The organism is Actinoplanes sp. NPDC024001, assembly GCF_040638955.1.
In the GTDB taxonomy this organism is placed as follows: domain Bacteria; phylum Actinomycetota; class Actinomycetes; order Mycobacteriales; family Micromonosporaceae; genus Actinoplanes.
Window position 1 is genome coordinate 1 of the sequence record NZ_JBEZZB010000156.1, and the last position, 24,159, is coordinate 24,159.

Annotated in this window: 20 protein-coding genes and 1 riboswitch; of the genes, 6 read left to right on the plus strand and 14 right to left on the minus strand. The window is 70.2% G+C overall.

Going from position 1 to position 24,159, the window contains the following annotated elements; all coding sequences use genetic code 11:
• Window positions 1-199: 199 nt before the first annotated feature.
• Together AB0F81_RS40180 and AB0F81_RS40185 are read right to left on the minus strand one after the other, a co-directional pair.
• Complete coding sequence (locus tag AB0F81_RS40180; RefSeq protein ID WP_360206869.1) at window positions 200-1,714, minus strand: methyl-accepting chemotaxis protein; 1,515 nt, start codon at window positions 1,712-1,714, stop codon at window positions 200-202.
• Between the two features lie 146 nt (window positions 1,715-1,860).
• On the minus strand, window positions 1,861-2,844 hold the full coding sequence (locus AB0F81_RS40185; protein WP_360206872.1) for a LacI family DNA-binding transcriptional regulator: 984 nt from the start codon (window positions 2,842-2,844) through the stop codon (window positions 1,861-1,863).
• Between the two features lie 97 nt (window positions 2,845-2,941).
• On the opposite strand from AB0F81_RS40185, the gene AB0F81_RS40190 reads away from it, so the two are divergent.
• Both AB0F81_RS40190 and ahcY read left to right on the plus strand, forming a co-directional pair.
• Window positions 2,942-3,766 (plus strand): hypothetical protein, encoded by an 825-nt coding sequence (locus tag AB0F81_RS40190; RefSeq protein WP_360206875.1) that lies wholly within the window; start codon window positions 2,942-2,944, stop codon window positions 3,764-3,766.
• A gap of 32 nt (window positions 3,767-3,798) precedes the next feature.
• A riboswitch (S-adenosyl-L-homocysteine riboswitch) is annotated at window positions 3,799-3,877 on the plus strand.
• Window positions 3,878-3,895: 18 nt separating this feature from the next.
• The gene (ahcY, locus tag AB0F81_RS40195) at window positions 3,896-5,356 is read left to right on the plus strand and encodes an adenosylhomocysteinase (RefSeq protein ID WP_360206877.1); all 1,461 of its coding nucleotides are present in this window, start codon (window positions 3,896-3,898) and stop codon (window positions 5,354-5,356) included.
• On the opposite strand, the gene AB0F81_RS40200 is transcribed toward ahcY, so the two are convergent.
• The gene (locus AB0F81_RS40200) at window positions 5,350-6,126 is read right to left on the minus strand and encodes an alpha/beta fold hydrolase (protein ID WP_360206880.1); all 777 of its coding nucleotides are present in this window, start codon (window positions 6,124-6,126) and stop codon (window positions 5,350-5,352) included. The two genes, ahcY and AB0F81_RS40200, sit on opposite strands and share 7 nt — an antisense overlap.
• Before the next feature lie 71 nt (window positions 6,127-6,197).
• Between AB0F81_RS40200 and AB0F81_RS40205 the strand changes: the two genes are divergently transcribed.
• Window positions 6,198-6,734 carry a DUF4142 domain-containing protein gene (locus AB0F81_RS40205; protein ID WP_360206883.1) on the plus strand — a complete coding sequence of 179 codons (537 nt, stop codon included), beginning with the start codon at window positions 6,198-6,200 and terminating at the stop codon, window positions 6,732-6,734.
• A 27-nt stretch (window positions 6,735-6,761) separates the two neighbouring features.
• Complete coding sequence (locus tag AB0F81_RS40210) at window positions 6,762-8,429, plus strand: Na+/H+ antiporter (protein WP_360206886.1); 1,668 nt, start codon at window positions 6,762-6,764, stop codon at window positions 8,427-8,429.
• Window positions 8,430-8,449: 20 nt separating this feature from the next.
• Here the strand turns inward: AB0F81_RS40210 and AB0F81_RS40215 are convergent, their stop codons facing one another.
• From AB0F81_RS40215 to AB0F81_RS40255, 9 genes are all read right to left on the minus strand, one after another.
• On the minus strand, window positions 8,450-10,021 hold the full coding sequence (locus tag AB0F81_RS40215) for an ABC transporter permease (RefSeq protein WP_360206888.1): 1,572 nt from the start codon (window positions 10,019-10,021) through the stop codon (window positions 8,450-8,452).
• Window positions 10,018-10,920, minus strand: coding sequence for an ABC transporter ATP-binding protein (locus tag AB0F81_RS40220; RefSeq protein WP_360206890.1), 903 nt, complete (start codon window positions 10,918-10,920; stop codon window positions 10,018-10,020). Before AB0F81_RS40220 ends, AB0F81_RS40215 begins: the two co-directional genes overlap by 4 nt.
• Before the next feature lie 9 nt (window positions 10,921-10,929).
• The gene (locus AB0F81_RS40225) at window positions 10,930-11,529 is read right to left on the minus strand and encodes a TetR family transcriptional regulator (RefSeq protein ID WP_360206893.1); all 600 of its coding nucleotides are present in this window, start codon (window positions 11,527-11,529) and stop codon (window positions 10,930-10,932) included.
• A gap of 29 nt (window positions 11,530-11,558) precedes the next feature.
• On the minus strand, window positions 11,559-12,470 hold the full coding sequence (locus tag AB0F81_RS40230) for an ABC transporter substrate-binding protein (protein ID WP_360206896.1): 912 nt from the start codon (window positions 12,468-12,470) through the stop codon (window positions 11,559-11,561).
• A complete protein-coding gene (locus AB0F81_RS40235) occupies window positions 12,467-14,440 on the minus strand; it encodes an EAL domain-containing protein (RefSeq protein ID WP_360206899.1) in 1,974 nt (657 codons plus the stop codon). The genes AB0F81_RS40230 and AB0F81_RS40235 overlap by 4 nt, the downstream gene beginning before the upstream one ends.
• Window positions 14,441-14,488: 48 nt before the next feature.
• The gene (locus tag AB0F81_RS40240; RefSeq protein ID WP_360206901.1) at window positions 14,489-15,367 is read right to left on the minus strand and encodes an NAD(P)H-binding protein; all 879 of its coding nucleotides are present in this window, start codon (window positions 15,365-15,367) and stop codon (window positions 14,489-14,491) included.
• A gap of 45 nt (window positions 15,368-15,412) precedes the next feature.
• Window positions 15,413-16,189 (minus strand): ATP-binding cassette domain-containing protein, encoded by a 777-nt coding sequence (locus tag AB0F81_RS40245; RefSeq protein WP_360206904.1) that lies wholly within the window; start codon window positions 16,187-16,189, stop codon window positions 15,413-15,415.
• The gene (locus AB0F81_RS40250; RefSeq protein ID WP_360206907.1) at window positions 16,186-17,196 is read right to left on the minus strand and encodes an ABC transporter permease; all 1,011 of its coding nucleotides are present in this window, start codon (window positions 17,194-17,196) and stop codon (window positions 16,186-16,188) included. The genes AB0F81_RS40245 and AB0F81_RS40250 overlap by 4 nt, the downstream gene beginning before the upstream one ends.
• 94 nt (window positions 17,197-17,290) lie before the next feature.
• Complete coding sequence (locus AB0F81_RS40255) at window positions 17,291-18,322, minus strand: sugar ABC transporter substrate-binding protein (RefSeq protein ID WP_360206909.1); 1,032 nt, start codon at window positions 18,320-18,322, stop codon at window positions 17,291-17,293.
• Window positions 18,323-18,441: 119 nt separating this feature from the next.
• Here AB0F81_RS40255 and AB0F81_RS40260 point away from each other — a divergent pair, with 119 nt between their 5' ends.
• The gene (locus tag AB0F81_RS40260; RefSeq protein WP_360206912.1) at window positions 18,442-19,437 is read left to right on the plus strand and encodes a LacI family DNA-binding transcriptional regulator; all 996 of its coding nucleotides are present in this window, start codon (window positions 18,442-18,444) and stop codon (window positions 19,435-19,437) included.
• An 11-nt stretch (window positions 19,438-19,448) separates the two neighbouring features.
• Here the strand turns inward: AB0F81_RS40260 and AB0F81_RS40265 are convergent, their stop codons facing one another.
• Window positions 19,449-21,617 carry a discoidin domain-containing protein gene (locus AB0F81_RS40265; protein ID WP_360206914.1) on the minus strand — a complete coding sequence of 723 codons (2,169 nt, stop codon included), beginning with the start codon at window positions 21,615-21,617 and terminating at the stop codon, window positions 19,449-19,451.
• A gap of 276 nt (window positions 21,618-21,893) precedes the next feature.
• Here AB0F81_RS40265 and AB0F81_RS40270 point away from each other — a divergent pair, with 276 nt between their 5' ends.
• Window positions 21,894-22,400 carry a metallophosphoesterase gene (locus AB0F81_RS40270; RefSeq protein ID WP_360206917.1) on the plus strand — a complete coding sequence of 169 codons (507 nt, stop codon included), beginning with the start codon at window positions 21,894-21,896 and terminating at the stop codon, window positions 22,398-22,400.
• A 23-nt stretch (window positions 22,401-22,423) separates the two neighbouring features.
• On the opposite strand, the gene AB0F81_RS40275 is transcribed toward AB0F81_RS40270, so the two are convergent.
• The gene (locus tag AB0F81_RS40275; protein ID WP_360206920.1) at window positions 22,424-23,854 is read right to left on the minus strand and encodes a glycine hydroxymethyltransferase; all 1,431 of its coding nucleotides are present in this window, start codon (window positions 23,852-23,854) and stop codon (window positions 22,424-22,426) included.
• Window positions 23,855-24,159: the final 305 nt, after the last annotated feature.

A 24,159-nucleotide genomic window follows, 5' to 3' on the forward strand; every position in this document is an offset into this window, starting at 1 on the left:
GCGCCCCCCCCTCTTCCATACCCCCCGGGGGGCCTCTTTCCAGCCCCACCCCCCACCGGGTTCGTTGTGGGGGCCCGCCCCCCCCCCCAACTCCACACGCACGGTGAACGATAGATGCCCGGTGATTTAACTCACAAGAGTTGGTCGCTGTTTTCCGTAGTTCTGCTCGTTTCTTGCAGTGCCTAGCAAACCGATGACATCAGAGCGAGAACCGATCGACAATCCGGCGCAGGTCACCGGACATCCCGGCGAGCTGGGACGCGGCCCGGTCCGCCTCGGCGACACCGGTCGTGGTCTGCTGCACCGACGACGCGACGGCGGTGATCGTGTCGGCGACCCGGCCGCCCGCGTCCGCCGCCTCGCTGACGTTGCGGCTCATCTCGTTGGTGGTGACGGTCTGCTCCTCCACCGCGGAGGCGATCGTGGTCTGGAACTCGTTGATCCGGCCGATGATCTCGCTGATCTCCGCGATCGCGGCGACCGCGCCGGCGGTGTCGGCCTGGATCGCGGCGACCCGCTGCCCGATGTCCTCGGTGGCCCGGGCCGTCTCCTGGGACAGCTCCTTGACCTCGCTCGCCACCACCGCGAAGCCCTTGCCCAGCTCACCGGCACGAGCGGCCTCGATGGTCGCGTTCAGGGCCAGCAGGTTGGTCTGCTCGGCGATCGCGGTGATCACCTTGATCACGTTGCCGATCTCGGCCGACGACTCCCCCAGCTTGGCCATCACCGAACTGGTGTTCGCGGTGACCTCGACCGCGCGCGACGCCACGTGCACGGCCTGGGTGGCGCTCTCGCTGATCTCGCGGATCGAGGCGCCCATCTCCTCGGCGCCGGCCGCCACCGTCTGGATGTTCAGCGACATCGTGGCGGCCGAGTCGGCCACCGCGGCCGCCTGCTCAGCGCCCTGACCGGCGCTCGCCGAACTGAGCCGGCTGGTCGCGGCGAGCGCGTCGGCCTGCCCGGCGAGCGTCTGCGAGTGCGCGGTCAGATCGGTCACGGTCTGCCGCAGGGTGCCGGTCGCCCGCCGCAGCGAGTCGGCCATGTGCCCGACCTCGTCCCGCTGGTCCACGCCCGGGTCGCCGGAGAGATCACCCTCGGCCACCTGGTCCAGGACCCGGCTGACCCGGCGCAGGGGCGCGATGAGCAGCCGGGCCACGTACAGCGCCCCGGCCACGGCCAGCACCAGCGACACCGCCAGCACCACAACGATCTCGGTACGCGTACGGTTCACCATCGAGTCGAAGCTCTGCCCCTTGAGCAGCTCCGCGTCGGCATACTCGATCTCGTCGTTGAGCAGGCCCTCGTAGGTCTTGCGAAGGTCCCGGTTCTCGCCGAGCGCGAGGTCCTCGGCCGCCTTGGGCCGGGTCTCGTAGAGGGCGAACTCCGCCTCCATCGCGCTGAACCAGGCGTCGGTGGCCTTCTGGATCGCGTCGACGCGGCCGACCTCGTCCCCGTCGGCGACGGCCCGTGCCGCGGCCAGGGCCTCGTCGACCTTCTCCTTGCGGCCGAGCGCCTCGTCACGGAACTCGACGTCGCCGTCCTTCAGGAAGAAGCCACGCTCGTCGTTCGCCGCCGCCTTCGCGGTCAGCGCCGCCGTGTTCAGGTTGGTGCTGTACGGCAGCACCTCCGCGATCTCGGTGTTCCGGCTGTCCTGCAGCGCGTTGATGCCGACGATGCTGAGCGCACCGGTCGCCACGGTTCCGGCGATCGCCACTCCCGCAACCGCGAGCACCTTGGTGGAAACCCCCCGGTCTCGGCACCACTGCCCAAGCCCACGATTGCCCGCCATGTTCATCCCTCTCTCGTTCGGTACCGGTCCATCGGCACCTCGGGAGCGAATTGAATGAACAGGAAGTGAACTTAGAACTCGGCCGGCGGCACGTTGAACGGAGTGATCACCTGAACTGCGGACGGCCGGGACCGGATCGGTCCAGGCAGCGCCCCCTGCGCCCGCAGCAGCGCCTGACACGCGTGCCGCAGGTCGGCCCGCAGATCCTGGTGCAGCACGGCGGAGAGCTGGTGCGCCCGCAGCAGGGCGATGTTCTCCCGGTCGAGCCCGTGCGCCACGAACACGTCGTAGTTGCGGCGCTCGTCGGTGAAAGCGCCGACGATCGCGGCGTTTCCGCAGCTACCGGCCGAGTAGACGGCCCGGATCGCCGGGTTGCCGGCGAGCGTCGCACGGACCCGGCCGGCGTCCGCGCTGTCGACGGTGAGCAGCCGGCGGGCCGGCGCCCGCTCCCGCAGCAGCGCCCGGAAGCCGGCCTCCCGCTCACCCTTGCCGTTGATCACCAGCACGTCGCCGGCCCGGTCCGCGAGGCGCTGCTCCACCAGGTACGCCGCGGTCGCCCCGGCGTCGAAGTCGTCCACCCCGACGTGGGCGATCCGCTTGCCGGCCGGCAGGTCACCGTTGAGGGTCACCACCGGTACGCCCAGCCGCGCCACCGCGTCGGCCACCTCCGGCCCCGGAGGAGCCATCACGATCACCCCGTGGGAGCGGGACCGGCCCACCCGCTCCAGGGCCCGGACCACCTCGTTGCCCGGGCCGTCGGCGAGATGGATGCGCGGCCGCAGCACCGCCGGGGCGAACCCCGGCACCTCGGCGTCCAGCGCGTCCCGGACCGCGGTGCCGTAACGCCGGGAGGTGTGCAGCACGACGTCGATCGAATAGGTCCGCCCGCCGAGCGGCACCTGCGCCTGCTGCCGGTCGAGTTCGGCGATGGCCTGATGCACCTGACGGATGGTGCTCTCCCGAACCCCGCCACGGTTGTGCAGCACGCGATCCACAGTGGCCTGGCTGAGCCCGGATTGCGCGGCGATCTCCCGGATGCGATACGGGTGCTTCACGCGTACAGAGTGAGGGGTTTTTGAGGGTTTATGGAAGGTCTTTTATGTTTTCTCGCTCCTTCGCGTGACGAATTGCACCCGCGCTACGCTGCGCACCGTGCGCGTGATCTCCCGCCGGACCGACGCCGGCATCGAAGTCTTCGACGCGGAGCTGGAACCCGTCCGGGTCTTCCCGGTGCCGGCCGATTGCTGGAGCTGGCAGGTGCCGTCGACCCGGGACGGGCTGGTCTGCGCGAGCGACGAGGCGGTGCTCCGGATCGGGCCGGACGGCAGTGAGCGGTGGCGCTTCGGCCTCGACTCGCCGGGAGATGTCGCCCTCTCCGCCGACGACTCCCTGGTCTGGGTCTACGCGCCCGACGAGTGGATCGTGCTCGACGCGGCGACCGGTGACCTGCGGTCCCGGCGCCCGGTGCCGGCCGCCGGGCAGGGCGGAACGCACTTCCCGCTCCCCGACGGGCGGATGCTGCTCGACGTCGGCGAGGGCCAGGACGGCTCGCAGATCTTCCTCGCCGGGCCGGAGGGCGACCTGCACGACTACGGCTGGGGTGACCGCGTCCTGATCGACGTCTCCCCGGACCAGCGGCAGTTCATGACGGTGGACCACGAGGCGCAGCGGGACGTCGTCCTGCACGACTTCCCGAGCGGGGAGCGCCGGTTCCGGTTGAGCGTCGCCGACTTCGGCGAGGACCCCGAGGTCGGGGTGATCGAGTGGACCGGCGGCTACCTGGACGCCGGCACCGCGATCGTGGTGGTTTACGGCGAGGACGACGAACCCTGGTGGCGGCACTACCGCGTGGACACCCGCACCGGCGAGGTGCTCGGTGACCTGGGCATCGTCACGATCGACGAGGACGATCTGCAGCCGCTGGGTGACGGGACCTACGTGATTACCGACACCGACGGGACACTCCGCCGGATGTGATCTTGCGAGCCGCTCGGTAGAGTGGGTTCGGCCCTGCCGAGAGGCGCTGCAACGGATCCACGGATCCGCCACGCTCGGCCGGGTTGACTGACGCAAGGGCGCCTCCTGAGAGGGAGGAGCCCTCTTTTCATGAGCAGCAAACTGCAGAAGATCAACGGTCTCGACTTCGCCGTGGCCGACCTGTCGCTGGCCGAGGCCGGCCGCCACCAGCTGCGTCTCGCCGAGCACGAGATGCCCGGCTTGATGTCGCTGCGCACCGAGTTCGGCGACAGCAAGCCGCTCGCCGGCGCCCGGATCGCCGGCTCGCTGCACATGACCGTGCAGACCGCCGTGCTGATCGAGACCCTGGTCGCGCTCGGCGCCGAGGTGCGCTGGGTGTCCTGCAACATCTTCTCCACTCAGGACGAGGCGGCCGCCGCGGTCGTCGTCGGCCCGAACGGCACGGTCGACGCGCCGGCCGGCGTCCCGGTCTTCGCCTGGAAGGGCGAGACGCTGGAGGAGTACTGGTGGGCCACCATGCAGCTGTTCGACTTCGGCAACGGCCAGGGCCCGAACATGATCCTCGACGACGGTGGTGACGCCACCCTGCTGGTGCACAAGGGTGTCGAGTTCGAGGGCGCCGGCGCGGTTCCGGCCGCGACCGAGGACGACGTCCACGAGTACCGGATCATCCTGGAGACGCTGCGCAAGAGCCTCTCCGAGGACGGGCAGCGCTTCACGCGGATCGCCGCGGGGATCAAGGGCGTCACCGAGGAGACCACCACCGGTGTGGCCCGGCTCTACAAGCTGGCCAAGGAGGGCACGCTGCTCTTCCCGGCGATCAACGTCAACGACGCGGTCACCAAGAGCAAGTTCGACAACAAGTACGGCATCCGCCACTCGCTGGTCGACGGCCTGAACCGGGCCACCGACGTTATGCTCGGCGGCAAGCTGGCCGTGGTCTGCGGTTACGGCGACGTCGGCAAGGGCTCCGCGGAGACGCTGCGCGGCCAGGGCGCCCGCGTCGTGGTCACCGAGATCGACCCGATCTGCGCGCTGCAGGCGGCGATGGACGGCATGCAGGTCGTGCGGATCGAGGACGTGGTCGGTGAGGCCGACATCTTCATCACCACCACCGGCGGCACCGACATCATCACCGTCGAGCACCTGTCGGCGATGAAGCACAACGCGATCGTCGGCAACGTCGGCCACTTCGACGACGAGATCGACATGGCCGGGCTGGCCAAGGTCCCGGGCATCGAGAAGATCGAGATCAAGCCGCAGGTGCACGAGTGGCGCTTCCCGGACGGCCACTCGGTGATCGTCCTGTCCGAGGGCCGGCTGATGAACCTGGGCAACGCCACCGGGCACCCCAGCTTCGTCATGTCGAACTCGTTCACCAACCAGGTGATGGCCCAGATCGAGCTCTGGACCAAGCCGGGTGAGTACGACAAGCAGGTCTACGTCCTGCCGAAGCACCTGGACGAGAAGGTGGCCCGGCTGCACCTGGACGCGCTCGGCGTCCGTCTCACCACGCTCACCAAGAAGCAGGCGGAGTACCTGGGCGTGGACGTCGAGGGGCCGTTCAAGCCGGAGCACTACCGCTACTGATCGAGGAAGCCGCGCAACTGCGCGCCGACGAGGTCGGGCCGCTCCATGTTCGGCATGTGGGCGGCCCCCTCGATCGGCACGAGGCGGCACCCGTCGATTCCCGCCGCGACGCGCTCGACCATGGCGACATGGTCGGGCGCGTCCAGCGTTCCGTACAGGGCCAGGGCCGGGATCCGGATCTCGCCCAGCCGCGGCCACGAGCCGGTCACCCCGTGCGGGGTCACGGCGCCGGGGCGGGCGTGGTGGCGAACCGTGTCGGTGGCCATCTGCCGGCAGCGGGCGGTCACCCGCGCATCCACCTCGGACGGCTCCCGGTACGGCCCGACCAGCCCCATCAGCAGGAACTCGGTGACCCAGCCGTCCACGTCGCGGCTCTCCTGCAGCGTGGCCATGTTCGCGAACCGCTGCAGCATCCACGGATCGTCGAACTCCGGCTCGTTGGTGCCCGATCCCATCACCACGAGACGCTCGACCAGCTCGGGATGTTCGAGCGTGGTGTCGATCGCCGCGGAGCCGCCCATCGACAGCCCGATCAGGGTCGCCCGGCCGACGCCGAGGTGCCGCAGGAGCGCGGCCGCGTCGTCGCACTGCCGGTACGGTTCGGTGGCCGTGGGTGAGCGGCCGTGGCCCCGCGCGTCGTAACGGATCACCCGGTGCCGGGCGCTGAGGGCCGGCATCTGGTCGTCCCACATCCGCAGGTCCATCGTGCCGCCGTGCATCAGCACCAGCACGTCGCCGCCGGAGCCGGTGTCCTCGTAGTGCAGATCCATGATGCCGATGGTCCCCGGCATCGTTCGAGGAAGCGACCTTTGCGCCCGCTTTGCCCGGTTATCCTGCGGTTATGCGTTTGCGTAACCTTATTCTCACTCTGAGTGCTATCGCCATGGTCGCCGGTCTGGCGACGCCCGCCGCGGCCGTCGAGCAGCGGCCGGTCAGCCCGGACGCCGAGTTCCTCGTCGCCGCCCACCAGGGCAACCTGACCCAGATCAAGGCCGGGAAGATCGCCCTGCGCAAGGGAGGCACGGCGACCGTGCGCGACCTCGGGCGTCAGCTCCTGACCTATCACCGCCGGCTGGACGTCGCCGTGCAGCGGGCCGCGCGCAAGCTCGACGTGAGCCTGCCCGCCGCGCCGAACACCGAGCAGAAGGACCTCATCCGGCAGTACCGCGCCGCCTCCGCCACCGAGTTCGACACGCTCTTCGTCGGCAGCCAGCTGCTCGCCCACCAGCGGGCCATCAAGCTGGGAAAGATCGTGCTCGCCACCGGCACCGACCCGGCCGTCCGGAAGATCGTCACCGCCGCCGTACCGGTGGTCCGCCAGCACCAGGATGCGCTGGTCTCCGCTCAGCAACACATCGGTGATGCCGCTGAACAGTGACAACGGCCCAGCAGCGACAATGATCGAATGAACCCCGAGGAGATCCTCTTTTTCGTCCTGGGCGCGATCGCGGTGATCGTCGCGGTCCGCTGGGTCACCGAGAAGACCGGCCTCCCCGCAGCCGTGCTGTTGACCCTGATCGGCATCATCTACGCATATCTTCCCGGCCCGAACGTCGAGCTGGAACCCGAGTTGATCCTCACGTTCGTGCTGCCGCCGCTGCTCTACAACGCGGCACTCGACTCGTCCCTGCTGGACATCCGGCGCAACATGCGTACGGTGATCAGCCTTTCGGTGGCCCTCGTCCTGGTCACCGCACTGCTCATCGGCGTCGGCTTCTCGCTCTGGGTGGCCGGCGCCACGCTGGCGGCCGGCGTCGCGCTGGGCGCGGCGGTCGCACCGCCCGACCCGGTCGCGGCGCTCGCCGTCGGCCGCAAGGCCGGCCTGCCGGGCAAGCTGGTCACCCTCATCCAGGGTGAGGGCCTGCTCAACGACGCGACCGCGCTGACCATCCTGACCGTGGCGGTGGCCGCGCAGCGCGACGGCAACTTCTCCTTCGACAGCGCGGTCGGCAAGTTCGTCATCGCGGCCGCCGGCGGCGTGCTGGTCGGCGTGGCGGTCGCCTACGCGGTCCGGTTCCTCAAGTCGCTGCGGGCCGACCCGCTCAACTCCAACGCCATCTCCCTGATCACGCCGCTCGCCGCGTACCTGATCTGCGAGAACTCGTTCGTGCACCACTACGTGTTCATCTCCGGCGTGCTCGCCGTCGTGGTGGCCGGCCTGATCATCGGGCACGACACCCCGCGGTACGCCACCGGCGCCAGCCGCCTGCAGACCAGCGCGGTCTGGCGGCTGATCGACTTCCTGCTGGAGGGTGCGGTCTTCCTGCTGATCGGCATGCAGGTGCCGACCGTGGTCGACGGGCTGGCGAAGTACCAGACCAGCACGATCATCATCGCCCTGGCGATCACCCTCGGTGTGGTCCTGCTGCTGCGCCCGCTGTGGCTGGTGGCCACCCAGCTGCTGCCCCGCCAGCTGCACACCCAGCTCGGCGGCCAGGAACTCAGCGACGCGGAGGACGACGGCACCAACACCAAGCGGGAAGTGCCGCTCACCGGCAAGGAGGTGACCGCGCTGAGCTGGGCCGGCACCCGGGGTGTCATCACGCTCGCCGCGATCTTCACCCTGCCGCACGGCTTCCCGGACCGGGAGCTGCTCTTCTTCTGCGCGATCTCGGTCGTGCTGGTCACCCTGGTCGGGCAGGGCCTCACCTTCGCGCCGCTGGTCCGCTGGCTGGGCTTGAAGGCGAACCAGAAGGACAAGGCCCGGCTGCGCAACGAGGCCCGTTCGGCGGCGGTCTGCGCGGCCCTGGACCGGCTCGACGACATCCAGGAGCAGCAGCACGACAACGTCGAGGAGGAGGCGATCGAGACGATGCGCCGCCAGCTCGAGGTCCGGCTCGACCGGTACCGCCGCCGACTCGACCTGCTGGAGCAGGTCGAGTCGCACGAGCTGCCGAAGTCCCCGCAGTACGAGGCGGCCCTCATGGTCCGCCAGGCGGTCATCGACGCCGAGCGGGAGGAGCTGCTGCGCTGGCGCGACGCCGGCCGCCTCGAGGACGACAGCCTGCGCGTGCTCAACCGCGAGCTGGACCACGAGGAGCTGGTCCTGCCCAAGCGCAACAAGGACCACTGACCCGCGGATTCACCCACCCATCATGCGGGCACGTCGCGGCGGCGCAGGGCTAGCAGTCCGGCGCCGCCGAGGGCGGCCGCGATCAAGGTCAACACCAGCAGCGGTACGGCCGTGAAAGCATCCCCCGGCAGGTGCGGCACATGGGTGAACGGGGACAGGTCCAGCACCCACTGATCGACCTCCAGCAGCGGCCCGACCAGCAGGAGCAGCAGCGCCGCGACGACCGCACCCCAGGCGGCCGCGGCCAGTTTCGGCACCGCGCCGATCAGCAGCATCGCCAGCCCGGCCAGCACCCAAACCGCCGGCAGTTGGGCCAGCGACGCCCCGACGACCGGGCCGGGATCGCCGTGCACCACCCCGGCCACGGCTCCCTCGGCGAACAGCGCCGCGGCCGGGCCGAGCAGGGCGAACAGCAGGTGGCTGCCGGCCCAGGCGAACCGGTGCACGTCGGTGCTGAGGACCGCCTCGGCGTGCCCGCTCTGCTCCTCGTCGCGCATCCGCAGCGCGGCCTGCACCGCGTAGCACGCCGCGATCAGCCCGCACATCCCGGCGACGGTCGCGAAGTAGGCGTCGACGACCGCGTCGCTCCCGCCGATCCGGCTGAACATCTCGTTCACCCCGGCCGAGTCCTCGGCGAGTTGCACCACACTGCTGCCCACCCCGCCGAAGACCAGCCCCAGCGCGGCGAACCCGGCGGTCCAGCCGGCCAGCAGCCCCCGGTGCAGGCGCCAGGCCAGGGCGAGCGGTGACCGCAGCCCGGGCGACGCGGCGGCCGGCCCGAGGCGGGCGGCGAGCAGACCGGAGCCGAGGTCGCGCCGGGTCGACAGATATCCGGCGGCGGTCACCGCCACCGCGGTGAGGATCAGGGCCGGCGCCACGAGTGCCCAGTCGTTCGCCCCGTACGGAAAGAGGCGGTGCACCCAGCCGATCGGGGACAGCCAGGACAGCCACTCCAGCCGCCCGTCGCCGAGCGCCGAGATGTCCCCGCCGAGCCGCAGCACATATGCCACCCCGAGGGTCAGCACGGCGATCGTGCGTGCACCGCGGGCACTGCCGCTGAGCTGCGCGGCGACCGCTCCCACTCCGGCGAAGATCCAGCCGGTGAGGGTGAAGACCGTGCCCAGCGCCACCGACCCGGCGGCCGGCTGCCCGGCGCCGATCATCGTGGCCGCCACCACCAGGCCCGTCACCAGGCTCGCCAGGCCGGCGCCGAGCAGCGCCGCGGTCAGCTGCGCGTGCCGCCCGACGACCGTGGCCCGGATCAGCTCGGTGCGGCCGGCCTCCTCGTCGGCGCGGGTGTGCCGGACCACGGTGAGCAGCGCGAACAATCCGATCATCACGGGCACGAAGCCACCCCGCCAGACCACCAGCTCGCCGACGCTGTCGCCGTGCAGCGGGCCGTAGAGGGCGACGAACCCGGCGTTCTCCGCACTGACCCGGGCGTAGTCGGCCCGCTCCTGGTCGGTGGCGAAGAGGGTGTCGAAGCCGGACAGATAGACATAGGGCAACAGACCGATGCCGAGCACCCAGAGCGGCATGACGATCCGGTCGCGCCGCAGGATGAGCCGGAGCAGCCGGCCGGCCCCGGTCATCGCCCCGCCCGGTCGGCGTCGGTGTAGTGGCGCAGGAACAGCTCCTCCAGCGACGGCGGCTGGCTGACCAGGCTGCGGACCCCGGCGGCGACCAGCGATTTCAGCGCCGGCTCCAGGGCGTCGGCATCCACGTCGAAGGCCACCCGGCCGTCCTCGGTGGTCAGGTCGTGCACGCCGGTGAGGGTGGCCAACCCGTTCACCGGGCCGGTCAGCTCGGCCCGGATGCTGGTGCGGGTCAGATGTCGCAGGTCGTCGAGGGTGCCGGTCTCCACCGCGCGGCCGGCCCGGATGATGGTGAGCCGGTCGCAGAGCGCCTCCACCTCGGCCAGGATGTGGCTGGAGAGCAGCACGGTCCGGTCGCCGCGCCGTTTCTCCTGCAGGATCACCTCGCGGAACGCCTCCTCCATCAGCGGGTCGAGGCCGGAGGTCGGCTCGTCCAGGATCAGCAGCTCCACGTCGGAGGCGAGCGCCGCGATCAGCGCCACTTTCTGCCGGTTGCCCTTGGAGTAGGTGCGACCCTTCTTGCGCGGGTCCAGCTCGAAGCGCTCGATCAGGTCGTCGCGGCGCCGGGTGTCGAGACCGCCGCGGAGCCGGCCGAGCAGGTCGATCACCTCACCGCCGGTGAGGTTGGGCCAGAACGTGACGTCGCCCGGCACGTAGGCCAGACGCCGGTGCAGCGCGGTGGCGTCGGCCCACGGGTCGCCGCCGAGCAGCCGCGCGGTGCCGCCGTCGGGCCGCATCAGGCCCAGCAGGACACGGATGGTGGTGGTCTTGCCCGCCCCGTTCGGCCCGAGGAAGCCGTGCACCTCACCGGTCCGCACGTGCAGGTCGAGCCCGTCCAGCGCGGTCACCGCGCCGAACCTCTTGATCAGTCCGTCGACATCAACTGCCTCAGCCATGTCACTCCTTTATGGATGGCCGAGCCGATCCAGTGCCTTCAGGGCCTGGTCGGCCTGCTCAGGAGTGAGTAGCGGCTGCGCGAAGATCTCCACCGACGCCCGAATCATGCGCAGGTAGCCGGGCATCTCGCCGACATCCTCACCGAGCACGGCCGAGAGCTGGTCGCGCATCAGGAACATGCCGAGTTTCATCGCGCCGAGAACCGCCGCATAGGCCCGCGGGTCGGACGTCTCCAGGTGGGTGCCGGCCAGCCAGCGCTCGCCCTGCTCGACCGCCTGGGCGAACATGGCCGCCCCGCGGGACGAGCCGTCCATCAGCGAACGCACCAGGTATTGCTGCAGGGCGAGGGTGCCGGGGGCGAGCGCCGGAAACGTCTGCGTCTCGGTGAACCGCATCTGGATCTGCGTGATCTGACCCATCGCGTATTCGTCGCAGGCGTCGCGCAGGCCCTCCTTGGAGCCGAAGTGGTGCCGCAGCAGCCCGGAGGAGACGCCGGCGGCCTGCGCGATGTCGCGGATGGTGGCGCCGGCGATGCCGCGCTCGGTGAAGAGCGCGATCGCGGCGTCGCGGATCCGGGCCCGGGCGGTCAGGTCGCTGTCACTACTCACGCGTGTAGCGTACTACACGTGTGTGTAGTTCACATCGTCGTCGATGCGCCGTTCACTGTCGCGGTCGTGACAGCGCTCGACGACAGACCCCAGCGGGCCAGCAACTCGGCGTAGGTGCCGGACTCGATCAGCCGCTGCAGAGCCGCGCGCAGACAGTCCCGCAGCGCGGCGTTGTCCCGGTCCACCGCGATGCCGAACAGGCCCGGGTCGTACTGCTCGTCCGAGGCGAGCTGATAGAAAGCGCTGGTCCGGCTGTCGGTGACCAGATAGGCCGCCGGCGGGAAGTCGATCAGAACGGCCGCGGCCCGTCCGCTGCGCAACAGCACCAGCGCGTCGGCGTTCGTCGGCCGGCTGTCGATGGTGATCGGCCGGGCACCGCACCCCTTCTGCAGGCCCTGCAGCATCGCCTCCTGGAACGTCCCGTGCTCGGTCGCGACGGTTCGCCCGCAGAGGCTGGTCAGGTCGGTGACGCCGGTCGGGTTTCCGCGCTGCACGACGATCGAGGTGCCGGTGCTGAAGTAGTTGACGAAGTCGGCCTCTTTCTCCCGCTCGGGAGTGTCGGTCATCGACGACAGCACACCGTCATAGGTTCCGGCGTCCACCTCGGCCAGCGCGGTGCTGAACGCACCGTTCACCATCTCGGCGCGCACGCCGAGCACCTCGGCGAGCGAGGCGGCCAGGTCCGGTTCAAAGCCGATGATCGTACGGCCGTCAGCGGCGAAGAACTCCATCGGCGCGTAACTGGCGTCCGTGACGAAGCGCAGCGATCCACGCGCCCGCACCGCCTGCGGCAGCTGGTCGTGCAGTGTCCGGTCGACCGTCACCGTGCCGATCGCGTCCAGCGCGCCGGCCTGGGTGGTCGCCTCGCCACCGGCACAGCCGCCGGCCGCCAGCACCGCCACCGCACCCACCAGCGCCACAGCCCGCCGGATGTACCTCATCTGCCTGCTCCCTCGGTAATCGATGCAACGGAGATCTGCGGCCACGGCACCGGCCGCCCGTAGAGATAGCCCTGTGCCTCGTCGCATCCCGCGCCCGCCAGCCACCGGCTGATCTCGGCGGACTCGACGCCCTCGGCGGTGGCCCGGCTGCCCAGGCCGTGCGCGAGCTCGATCACCGAGCGGACGATCGCCTGGCTCTGCGGGTCACGCGCGACGTCGGCGACGAACGCCCGGTCGATCTTGATTTCGTTGATCGGCAGGCCGCGCAGCTGCGACAGGCTGGTGTAGCCGGTGCCGAAGTCGTCCACCGAGATCCCGACGCCCGCCGCGCCGAGGTCGGTCACGGAGCGCACCACGCTGCCGGTGTCGCCGGCCAGCGCGGTCTCGGTGACCTCCAGGATCAGCCGGTGCGGCGCCGCGCCGGTGGCGGCGAGCAGGTCCCGGACGTGCTGGGCGAAACCCGGCACCTCGAGGTTGCGGGCCGACACGTTGACCGAGATCGGCCAGTCGCGGCCCTGCGCGGTCCAGTCGGCCTGATCGGCCAGGGCCCGGCGCAGCACCCACTCGGTCAGCGGCACGATCAGCCCGGAGTGCTCGGCGGCCGGCAGGAACTCGCCGGGCGGCAGCAGGCCGCGCTGCGGGTGCTGCCAGCGGACGAGCGCCTCCACCCCGCTGATCTCGCCGGACGGGAGGGCCACCTTCGGCTGGTAGTGCAGGACCAGTTCGTCCCGCTCCAGCGCGTGCCGCAGTTCCGCCTGGACCACCAGCCACTGGTGCGGGTGGCCGGTGTCGCCGCCGGCATAGACGACGACATCCGCGGTGCCGCGCTTGCCCTGGTACATGGCCGTGTCCGCGCGCTGCTTCAGCTCCTGCAGGTTGACGCCGTGCTCGGGATAGAGGGCGACGCCGAAACTCGCCTCGATGGAGAGCGGCACACCGTCCAGCACCATCTCGTCGGACACCCGGTCGCAGATCGTCTGCAGCAGGGCGACCGCTTCGGCGCGGCCGCGTCCCGGCAGCAGCAGCGCGAACTCGTCGCCGCCGAGCCGGGCCAGCAGGTCGTCCGGGCCGAGGCAGGCGCGCATCCGCACGGAGACCTCGCGCAGCAGCTCATCGCCGGCGTGGTGGCCGAGGGTGTCGTTGACCTCCTTGAACCGGTTGAGGTCGGCGAGCACCACGGCGCCGGCGCCACCGTTGCGGACCGCGCCGGCCAGCACCCGTTCGGCCTGGGCCCGGTACGCCGCCCGGTTCGGCAGGCCGGTCAGCGCGTCGTGCGTCGCCTGGTATTCCTGGCGGGCCGCGTAGCGGCTCAGTGACCGGGTGGTCGACCAGGCGAGCACGGCCAGCACCAGATAGAGGACGACGAGCGCACCACACAGCCGCCACCAGGCACGTTCCACCTGCGCGTGCGACTGCTCGGCGATCGACCGGTACGGCAGGTACAGCTCGAGCACCCCGACGGACTGCCCGGACGCGCTCGCCACCAGCGGCTGCAGCACCCGGATAACCTCGGCGCCGCCGCCGGACACGGTGGCCCGCGACTCACCGGCCGCGGCGGCCTGGAAGTCCGGGTCGGAGGTGGGCACGCCGCCACTGGTCGAACCGTCGTCGGAGAAGACCACCCGCCCGGTGAAGGAACGCAGTCGCAGCCGCAGCACCGAACCACGGAAGACGGCGTGCTCGGTGGCCGCCCGCATCCCCTCCAGCTGGGTGGTGGTGAGGCCGCCGGCGAGCCCTTCGCTGGGCGGCGTCTCGGCGCTGTTCAGGGCCGGGGCGATCGCCATCTCGGCGATGACCGCGGCCTGTGCCAGCCCCTGCGCGCGTCCCTGCTCGGCCGCGTCGTCCCGGTAGCCGTGCAGCATCACCGCGCCCAGCGCCATCACGGGCACGAGGCTGGCCGCGGCGTAGGTCGCGAACAGGCGGGAGCTGGTCCGAGCGCGCGGGCGCCGGCGTGCTCGGCGGATCGACATGCGGGACTGATCGACGGCGCGGGGTCCCGCTTGAGTGTTCCCCCGGGATCAGCCGCGCAGCATCGGGACCAGTGTTCCGGCGACCCACTCCGCCAGCGTGGTCGGCGTGGTGGTGACGGCCGTCCGCGGCTGCTCCGGCGCGAAGTCGTCCCGGGTCCCGGCGGTCATGCCGACCAGGCCCGCGATCACCGGCTCCGGCAGACCGGCCTGTCGCAGCCCTGCCGCCATCACCTCGTCGGTGACGACGTCCAGGCTCACCTTCGTGCCGGTGCCCGCCGCGATGATCCCGGCGACGTCGGCCCAGGTCAGGTCGGCCGGCCCGTGCACCGCCTGCACCACCGTGCCGGACCAGCCGGAGGCGAGCAGCCGGGCCGCCGCCACCTCACCGACGTCGCGCGGGTCGACCCAGGGCAGCGGGCGGTCAGCCGGCATCGTCGTGGTGAGCCGGCCCTCGCGCAGCTCCTCGAGGTTGCCCAACAGGTTGGTGAAGTAGTAACCGTTGCGCAGGATGGTCACGTCGGCGCCGGTCGCGGCGAACTCCTCCTCGGCCCGCGCCAGGCCGTCGATGAACCCGGCCCCGTGCCGCCGCTCCGCACCGACGCTGCTGATCACCACCACCCGCCGGACGCGACCGGCCCGCACGGCGGCGGCGCCGTTGGCCACCACCGCGGCCATCTCGGCCAGCGGGTCGGCGGCGGTCATGTCCTCGGGCGTCACCCAGAGCAGCGCGTCGAGGCCGGCGACCGCCGACGTCACGAACGCGGCGTCCCGCAGGTCACCGCGCTCGACGTCGGCCGCGCCGGCCAGGTCCGGTGGGAGCCGCCCGGGGTCGCGCACCAGCACCCGGGGCCGCTCACCGGCCTGGGCGAGCAGCCGCACGACTCGTGATCCGACATTCCCGGTTGCTCCGGTCACCCCGACGGTCATACCTTCTGCCTACCCGATCCGGCGACGGCTCGCACGGCGTACGAATCAGGGCTTTTGATCCTCGGGCGGCGCAGCCGCACCGGTCATGATGGCCACCGCCTCGGACATGGAATGCGACTGCGGGGTGATCACCGCGACCCGGCGGCCGAGGCGCTGGATGTGGATGCGATCCGCGACCTCGAAGACGTGCGGCATGTTGTGGCTGATCAGGATCACCGGCAGACCACGGTCGCGGACGTCGCGGATGAGCTGCAGGACCCGGTTGCCCTCCTTGACGCCGAGTGCGGCGGTGGGCTCGTCGAGGATCACCACCTTGCTGCCGAAGGCGGCCGAGCGGGCCACCGCGACCGCCTGCCGCTGGCCGCCGGAGAGCGACTCGACGGCCTGGCCGATGTTCTGCAGGGTGGCCACGCCGAGTTCGCTCATGTGCCGGGCGGCCTCGTCACGCATCCGCTTGCGGTCCAGCATCCGGAAGATCGATCCCAGCGGGCCGGACCGGCGTTCCTCGCGGCCGAGGAACAGGTTGTCCGCGATGTCCAGGCCGGGGGCGACCGCGAGAGTCTGGTAGACGGTCTCGATGCCGGCCGACCGGGCGTCCATCGGGTTGCGGAAGTGGACCGGGGCGCCGTCCAGCAGGATCTCGCCTCGGTCCGGGATGAGCGCCCCGGAGAGGGCCTTGATCAGGCTGGACTTGCCGGCGCCGTTGTCACCGATCACGGCGAGGATCTCACCGGGATAGAGCTCCAGGTCGCTGCCCTCAATCGCAACGACCCGGCCGTAACGCTTGGAGAGATCCTTGGCCTGCAACACCGGAGTCGTCATGTTTTGACCTTCCTGATCCACTGGTCCAGCGAGACCGCGATGAGCACGAGCAGACCGATCGCGAAGCCCTGCCAGACCACCTCGACCCCGCTCAGTTGCAGGCCGTTGCGGAAGACGCCGACGATGAGCGCCCCGATCAGGGTGCCGATCACGCCGCCGCGGCCACCGAAGAGGCTGGTGCCGCCGAGCACGACCGCCGTGATCGAGTCGAGGTTGTACTCGGTGCCGACGTTCGGGCTGGCCGAGGCGAGCCGTCCGATCAGGATCCAGCCGGCCACCGCGTAGAGCAGACCCGCCACGGTGTAGACCGAGAAGAGCACCCGCCCGGTCCGGATACCGGCCAGCCGGGCCGCCTCCACGTCGTCACCGGTCGCGTAGACGTGCTTTCCCCACGCCGTCGAGCTCAGCGCATAGGCGAAGAAGCCGAACAGCAGCAGCATGATGATCGAGCCGTAGCTGAGCCGGAACGCACCGATCGGGATCGACTCTCCGGTCCAGGTCATCAGCCCCGGCATGTCCGTGCCGCGCACCGTCTCGCTGTTGCTGACCACCGAGTTCAGCGAGAAGAAGATGGTCAGCGTGCCGAGCGTGACGATGAACGGCGGCAGTTTGATCTTCGTGACGAGCATGCCGTTGACCGCGCCCATCGCGGTACCGCAGGCGAACCCGAGCAGCAGCGCGATCGGCCCCGGCACCCCGGCGTCGGTGGCGAACAGCGCCATCAGGATCGACGAGAAGACCGCGATCGCACCGGCCGACAGGTCGATGCCGGCGGTCAGGATGATCAGCGTCTGCCCGAGCGCCAGGGTCGCGATGACGGTCACCTGGAGAAGCACCAGCGAGAGGTTCGCCGCGGAGAAGAACCGGGTGTTGACGATCGAGAACGCGATGATCGCCACGAGCAGCACGGCCAGCGGCCCGAGAACCGGGTTGCCGTGCAGCAGTTGTTGCAGGCGCAGCCCGAACGAGTCGTGCTGCCGGGTCTCGAAGTCTGCGGTGGTGGTCACTGCGCCTCCCTGACATGCCCTCTTGGCCCTCGCCTGCGACGTTGTCGTGCCGGTCGCAGCGGCTGCCGCTCGGTGCAGTCGGTCATGTCCGAGTTCACCCCCAGCAGTTCTGCTTGCCCCACGCGGAGTCCTTCGCCTCCACGCCGGCCTGCGGATCGTCGGTGATCAGCTGTACGCCGGTGTCCACGAAGTTCTTGCCGGCGGTGTTCTGCGGGCGGGTGCCGTCCTTCGCGTACTGCGCGATGGCGGCCACCCCGAGCTCGGCCATCCGGATCGGGAACTGCATCGAGGTCGCGCCGATGACGCCGTTGGCCACGTTGTCGACCCCCGGGCAGCCACCGTCGACCGAGACGATCGTGACGTCGCGCTCCCTGCCGGCCGCCTTGAGCGCCTCGTACGCCCCGGCCGCGGCCGGCTCGTTGATGGTGTAGACCAGGTTGATCGACGAATCCCTCTGCAACAGGTTCTCCATCGCGGTACGCCCACCCTCCTCGTTGCCGTCGGTGACGTCGTGCCCGGCGATCCGTGGGTCGCTCTCGTCGCCGATCCGGCCGGGGTCGCCCACGTCGATGCCGAATCCCTCCAGGAAGCCCTGGTCACGCTGCACGTCGACGGAGACCTGGTTGGCGTTGAGATCCAGCATCGCGATCTTCGCCTCGGTGCCGCCGCGGTCGAACTTCGCCTTGGCCCACTGCCCGATCAGGCGGCCGGCCTCGAAGTTGTCGGTGGCGAAGGTGGCGTCCGCGGCATCGACCGGTTCGACCGGCGTGTCCAGCGCGATGACCAGCATCTCCGCCTCGCGGGCCCGGTCGATGGCCGGCACGATCGCCTTCGAGTCGTTCGGAGTGATCAGGAAACCCTTGGCGCCGAACGAGATCAGGTTCTCGATCGCCAGCACCTGGGCCTCGTTGTCGCCGTCCACCTTGCCGGCGAAGGTCTGCAGCTCGACGCCCAGCTGGTCCGCGGATGTCTGAGCGCCCTGCTTCATCGTCACGAAGAACGGATTCGTGTCGGTCTTGGTGATCAGGCCGACGACCTGTTCGTTCCCGCCCCGGTTGCACGCGGCGCCGGCGAGCGCCAGGAGCATGCAGCTCGCGGCGGCCAGGAGCCTGGATGGCTGGCGCATGTCTCCTCCGGACATCGAGAGACAACGTTGTCTTGGAGTAGACGCCCGCGTTTTGTACGTGTCAACAATTAGTTCCGAGTTTGTTGCACTACGTGATCATCGCTTGCGGGGTGACCCACATGTCCGGAAAGCCGACCATGAACGACGTGGCCCGTACCGCCGGGGTGAGCCTCAAGACCGTCTCCCGGGTGGTGAACGGCGAGCCGAGCGTCACCCCCGACCTGGCCGCCCGCGTCCACGCCGCGGTCGAATCGCTGGACTACCGGCCGCATCTCGGCGCCAGCATGCTGCGGCGCAACGACCGGCGTACGAGGACCATCGGGGTGCTCCTGGACGACGTCGCGAACCCGTTCTCCGGCGCCGTGCACCGGGCGATCGAGGAGGAGGCGCACCACCGCGGGGTGCACGTGCTGACCGGCAGCCTGGGCGAGGACGACCGCCGGGAACGCGAACTCACCCGGGCGTTCCGGCAGCGGCAGACCGACGGGCTGATCGTCGCACCGGCCGGTTCTGATCAGGGTTACCTGAGCCGGTTCACCGGCACGCCGATCGTCTTCGTGGACCGGCCGCCGTCCGGCTTCGAGGCCGACACGGTCGTCTCGACCAACGTCGCGGGCGCCGCCGGAGCGGTGCGCCACCTCGTCGCGCACGGCCACCGCCGGATCGCGTTCCTCGGCGATTACCAGCGCATCGCTACCGCCCGAGAGCGCTTCCGCGGTTACCTCCAGGCGCTCGGTCACCGGCCCGGCCCGGTGCTGCACGACATCCGCGGTGAGGCCGCCGCGGAACGCGCCACGCTGACCCTGCTGCGCCGCGCGGATGCCCCCACGGCCCTGTTCACGAGTCAGAATCTGATCACCATCGGCGCGGTCCGGGCACTGCGCCGGCTGAACCTGCACCGGTCGGTCGCGCTGGTCGGCTTCGACGACTTCCCGCTCGCCGACCTGCTCGAGCCGGCGGTCACCGTGGTGGCGCAGCACCCGGCCCGGATCGGCCGCGCGGCCGCCGGCGCGCTCTTCGAGCGCATCGACGGCCACGACGGCCCGCCGCGGGAGATCCGGGTGGCGACGACCCTGATCCCCCGCGGCAGTGGTGAGCTGATCCGTACGCGGTAGCGGGCGCCCGCCTACGGGAAGTTGACTACATAGGACGGTACGGTCGCCGTGCCCTGCGCCGGCGCACCGGTGTTGTTGACGACGTGGTCGATGACCCCGTTGCCGCCCAGCGACACGGTCAGCACGTTGTGCAGCCGCACCCCGGACTTGACCGGCACCTCGAAGCCCCGGTCCGCGTGGATCGACGGGTTCACGTTGAAGTAGCAGTAGCTGCCCATGCCCCACGCCTCGTGCGTGTTCACCGAGTCGGCGACCTTGTAGGCGGCGTACCCGTTCGCGCCGGTCCGCCAGGCGGCCTGCGTCGGCGGGTCGTAGGGCATCTCGTTCTGGAAGAAGTAGGTCCGGCCGCCGTTGCCGTTCCAGATCACCTGGTACTTCTGGTAGTGCTCGACGAACAGCCCGTACCCGGTCACGTCGTTGCCGTTGACGATCAGACCGTGGTCACCGAGGGCCGACGTCCAGCTGTAGGTGCCGGCGTTGCCGTGGTCGGCACGCCAGGCCCAGATGTGGTCGATGATCACGTTGTTGCTGTTCACCAGCAGGCTGTTGGTGGCCTTGCCGGCGATGTAGCCGCCGACCCGCAGGAACACGTCCTGCACCGACGAGGGGTTGGCGGCGTGGTTCGCCGACGACCCGCTCTGACCCATCACCAGCAGGTTCGGCGAGAGAGTGGTGCCCGCGTCGAAGAGGATGCCGGCCACCTTCACGCCGTCCACATCGGCCACCTGCATCGCCGTGACGCCGTTCATCGGGATGATCGTGGCGTAGCCCAGACCCAGCACGACGGTGTTGGCCCGGTTCACGTTGATCGTCTGGTCGATCTGGTAGATGCCCGGCTGGAAGATCAGGTTCAGGCCCTGGGCCAGCGCCTGGTTGATCCGCGCCGCGGTGTCACCCGGCTTGGCGACATAGAACTGCGAGAGCGGGATGCTGGTGCCCGGCGTGTTGCCGTTCGCCCAGCTGATGCCGGTGCTGTTGGTCCGCAGGCTGGGCACGAAGACCGCGTAGTCGGACCCGGTGTGGTACAGGTACGGCTTCTCCCGGATCACCGGGGTGCTGGCGATGGTGGTGTACGGCGGGTTGGGGTAACCGGCACCCGACGGAGCGCCCTGGACGCCGACGAACATCTGGTTCCAGACGCCGTTGGTGTTCGAGGCGATCTGGCTGTTGCGGGTGAGCCACTGCTGCTGCGAGTACTGCCCCAGGCTGCCGCTGACCCGCGAGTCGGCGATGTAACCGCCGGAGGCCCAGCCGTATCCGTTCGGCGCCAGGTTCAGGTTGCCGTGGATGTCCATCCGGCGGAACGGAGCGGCCTGCGAGACGGCCCACCGGTTGGTGCCGTTGACCGGGTAGACCGACAGGTTCTCGGTGGACCGCCAGAAGTTCTGGGTGGCGTTGCCCTGGAACCAGCCGGCGTCCACGGTGATGTCGCCGTTGATCCGTACGTCCTGCGGGTTCTGACCGAGGCCGACCACCGAGGTGTAGAAACCGACCTGGATGTTCAGCCCGTTGTAGGTGCCCGGCTTGAACGCCAGCACCCACCGACCGGTGCCGAACTGGGCGGTCTCCTGCTGCCGGAAGATCTCGTCGGCGCGGGCCTGGATGGACGCGCTCGACATGGACGGGTCGAAGACCACCACGTTGGTGCCGAGGCTGCCGCCACCGGGGATCGTCGGGCCGCCGGTGCCGCCGTCGTCACCGAACACCTTGAACTCCCAGAGGGAGTAGCCGTAGCCGGTGGTGCGCTGGGTGCCGTACATCCGCACGTACCGGCCGGTGCCGCTGACCGTGAGGTTCTGGTTTCCGCCGGTCGCCGTGGTGGTCGAGTAGACGGAGTTCCAGCTCGACCCGTTGTCGGAGACCTGGATCTGGAAGGCCTTGGCGGCCGCCGTCTCCCAGCTCAGCTCCACCCGGGAGATGGACCTGCTGGTGCCGAGGTCGACCTGCAGCCATTGCGGGTCGGAGAAAGCCGATGACCAGCGGGTGCCCGCGTTGCCGTCGACCGCCTCGGATGCCGCGTACGCGCCGGACGCCTCGGTGGACGAGGCGGTCGCCGGCTTGCCCTGGGACAACAGCACCTCGGCGGCGGTGGCTCCGCTCGCGGTGATCGTGGTGAGCCCGGCCGCCAGAACGGCGACCAGGCCCCCGGCGGCGGCGAGCCGCCATGGGGAACGTCTCATTGCTTCTCCTCGGGGAACGGGAAGGCGCAAGGGGACGGGTCTTGCGCCGCTCGGGAAGCGGTTGGAGAGCGCTCCCCGGCCGAACCGTAAGGAGGGTCAGGAATTCATGTCCATAGTTCGTCACAGTTCCGGAACCGGGCCGACATCTCGCTCGAATCCCTGCTCACGGCGTTCACCAGCGCGTACACGGCTTGATAACAATGAATCCGGAACCGGTTCCGGCGCGGCCTGCAACAACGCCCACGACACGCATCCAAGGACAATTAGGATCGAAGTATGCGCCTCGTACTGATCGCCGACACGCACGTTCCGAAGCGCGCGCGAGACCTGCCCGGCCCGCTGTGGGCAGCGATCGACGACGCCGACGTGGTGATCCACGCCGGCGACTGGGTCGACGTGCCGATGCTCGACGCGCTCGCCGGCCGCTCCGCGCGGCTGATCGCCTGCTACGGCAACAACGACGGGCCGGAACTACGCAAACGGCTACCGGAGATCGCCTACGCCGAGCTCGACGGGCTCCGGCTGGCGGTGGTGCACGAAACCGGGCCGGCCACCGGGCGGGAGGAACGCTGCGCGGCCCGGTTCCCCGACGTGGACGTCCTGGTGTTCGGCCACTCGCACATCCCGTGGGACAGCACCGCCTCGACCGGATTACGGCTGCTCAACCCCGGCTCACCCACGGATCGCCGGCGTCAGCCGTACGCCACGTTCCTGACCGCGGAGACAGCCGGCGGCGAACTGACCGGGGTGACCCTGCACCGGTTGCCGCCCCGCCGCGGCTGAAGCCGCGGCGGGGGACGCGATTCTCAGCCCAGGTCGACGGTCGGGTAGAGCGGGAACGGTGCCAGCAGCTCGGACGCCTGCTTGCTGACCCGGTCGGCCAGCGCCGGGTCCAGGCTGAACTTCGCCTTCGAACCCTCGGCCGGGCTGGTGTTGCCCAGCACCGTGTGGATCAGCTCAGCGATCTGGTCCATCTCCGCGACGCCCAGGCCGCGGCTGGTCAGCGCCGGGGTGCCGATCCGGATACCCGACGTGTACCAGGCGCCGTTCGGGTCGTTCGGGATCGCGTTGCGGTTCGTGACGATGCCGCTGTCCAGCAGGGCCTGCTCGGCCTGCCGGCCGGTGATGCCGAACGGGTGCACGTCGAGCAGCACCAGGTGGTTGTCGGTGCCGCCGCTGACCAGCTGCACGCCCCGCTTCGCCAGGCCCTCCGCGAGAGCCTGGCTGTTCGTGACGATCTGCTGCGCGTACGTCGCGAACTCCGGCCGGCGGGCCTCCGCGAAAGCGATCGCCTTGGCGGCCATCACGTGCGGCAGCGGGCCACCGAGGACCATCGGGCAGCCGCGGTCCACCTGCGACGACAGCTCCGGCTGGCAGAACACCGCACCACCGCGCGGGCCACGCAGGCTCTTGTGGGTGGTGGTGGTGACGATGTGCGCGTGCGGGATCGGGTTGTAGTCGCCGGTGAAGACCCCACCGGCCACCAGCCCGGCGAAGTGCGCCATGTCGACCATGAAGGTCGCGCCGACCTCGTCGGCGATCTCGCGCATCTTCGCGAAGTTCACCTTCCGGGGGTACGCCGAGTAGCCGCCCACGATCACGGCGGGCTTGAACTCGCGTGCCGTCTCCAGCAGGGCCGCGTAGTCGATCTGGCCGGTCGCCGGGTCGACGCCGTAGCTGCGCTGGTCGAACATCTTGCCGGAGATGTTCGGCCGGAAACCGTGGGTGAGGTGACCACCGGCGTCCAGCGACATGCCGAGCAGCCGCTGGTTACCGAACGCCTGCCGCAGCCCGGCCCACTCGGCGTCGGTCAGCTCGTTGATCTGCCGCTTCTCGAACTTCTTCAGGTAGGGCACCTCGACGCGGTCGGCCAGGATCGCCCAGTAGGCGACCAGGTTCGCGTCGATCCCGGAGTGCGGCTGCACATACGCATACGGCGCGTTGAACAGCGCCTTCGCGTGCTCGACGGCAACCGACTCGACGGTGTCGACGTTCTGGCAGCCGGCGTAGAAGCGGCGGCCGATGGTGCCCTCGGCATACTTGTCGGAAAGCCAGTTCCCCATGGCGAGCAGGACGGCCGGCGAGGCGTAGTTCTCGCTCGCGATCAGCTTCAGCGACTCACGCTGGTCCTGCAGCTCCTTGGCGATCGCGTCGGCGATGCGCGGCTCGATGGAGCGGACCACGTCGAGGGCGGAGCGGAAAGCGGTGGATTCGGCATTCAACTCAACTGGGTTCACACCAGACACAGTAGGACCTCCCTATCACGTAGCGAAGAGGCCCAGGCGCACGGCAGGTCGTCGTCTCGACGGAGCCGCTCCCCGATGGTCAGCCATCCGAACGCGCCAGTCACGGCCCGCCGCCAGCATACCGGCGGGGCCTTCCGGTGGCACGTCCATTGCCCTGGGGTCCGGCCCACACTCGCCCGGGGGGTGTCTCCGCTCTCGGGTAGCAAAAAAGAAAGGCCCACCCCGTGTGGGGTGGGCCTTTCTATCACGTTGAGTCCGGCGGCGTCCTACTCTCCCACACCCTCCCGAGTGCAGTA

Bases quoted from the DNA above. Each gene is read 5' to 3' on its own strand.
- AB0F81_RS40245 (WP_360206904.1), bottom strand. From the start codon at position 16,189: ATGACGACTCCGGTGTTGCAGGCCAAGGATCTCTCCAAGCGTTACGGC.
- AB0F81_RS40240 (WP_360206901.1), bottom strand. From the start codon at position 15,367: ATGACCGTCGGGGTGACCGGAGCAACCGGGAATGTCGGATCACGAGTC.
- AB0F81_RS40205 (WP_360206883.1), top strand. From the start codon at position 6,198: ATGCGTTTGCGTAACCTTATTCTCACTCTGAGTGCTATCGCCATGGTC.
- AB0F81_RS40210 (WP_360206886.1), top strand. From the start codon at position 6,762: ATGAACCCCGAGGAGATCCTCTTTTTCGTCCTGGGCGCGATCGCGGTG.
- AB0F81_RS40265 (WP_360206914.1), bottom strand. From the start codon at position 21,617: ATGAGACGTTCCCCATGGCGGCTCGCCGCCGCCGGGGGCCTGGTCGCC.
- AB0F81_RS40230 (WP_360206896.1), bottom strand. From the start codon at position 12,470: ATGAGGTACATCCGGCGGGCTGTGGCGCTGGTGGGTGCGGTGGCGGTG.
- AB0F81_RS40270 (WP_360206917.1), top strand. From the start codon at position 21,894: ATGCGCCTCGTACTGATCGCCGACACGCACGTTCCGAAGCGCGCGCGA.
- AB0F81_RS40200 (WP_360206880.1), bottom strand. From the start codon at position 6,126: ATGGATCTGCACTACGAGGACACCGGCTCCGGCGGCGACGTGCTGGTG.
- AB0F81_RS40215 (WP_360206888.1), bottom strand. From the start codon at position 10,021: ATGACCGGGGCCGGCCGGCTGCTCCGGCTCATCCTGCGGCGCGACCGG.
- AB0F81_RS40235 (WP_360206899.1), bottom strand. From the start codon at position 14,440: ATGTCGATCCGCCGAGCACGCCGGCGCCCGCGCGCTCGGACCAGCTCC.
- AB0F81_RS40260 (WP_360206912.1), top strand. From the start codon at position 18,442: ATGTCCGGAAAGCCGACCATGAACGACGTGGCCCGTACCGCCGGGGTG.
- ahcY (WP_360206877.1), top strand. From the start codon at position 3,896: ATGAGCAGCAAACTGCAGAAGATCAACGGTCTCGACTTCGCCGTGGCC.
- AB0F81_RS40255 (WP_360206909.1), bottom strand. From the start codon at position 18,322: ATGCGCCAGCCATCCAGGCTCCTGGCCGCCGCGAGCTGCATGCTCCTG.
- AB0F81_RS40220 (WP_360206890.1), bottom strand. From the start codon at position 10,920: ATGGCTGAGGCAGTTGATGTCGACGGACTGATCAAGAGGTTCGGCGCG.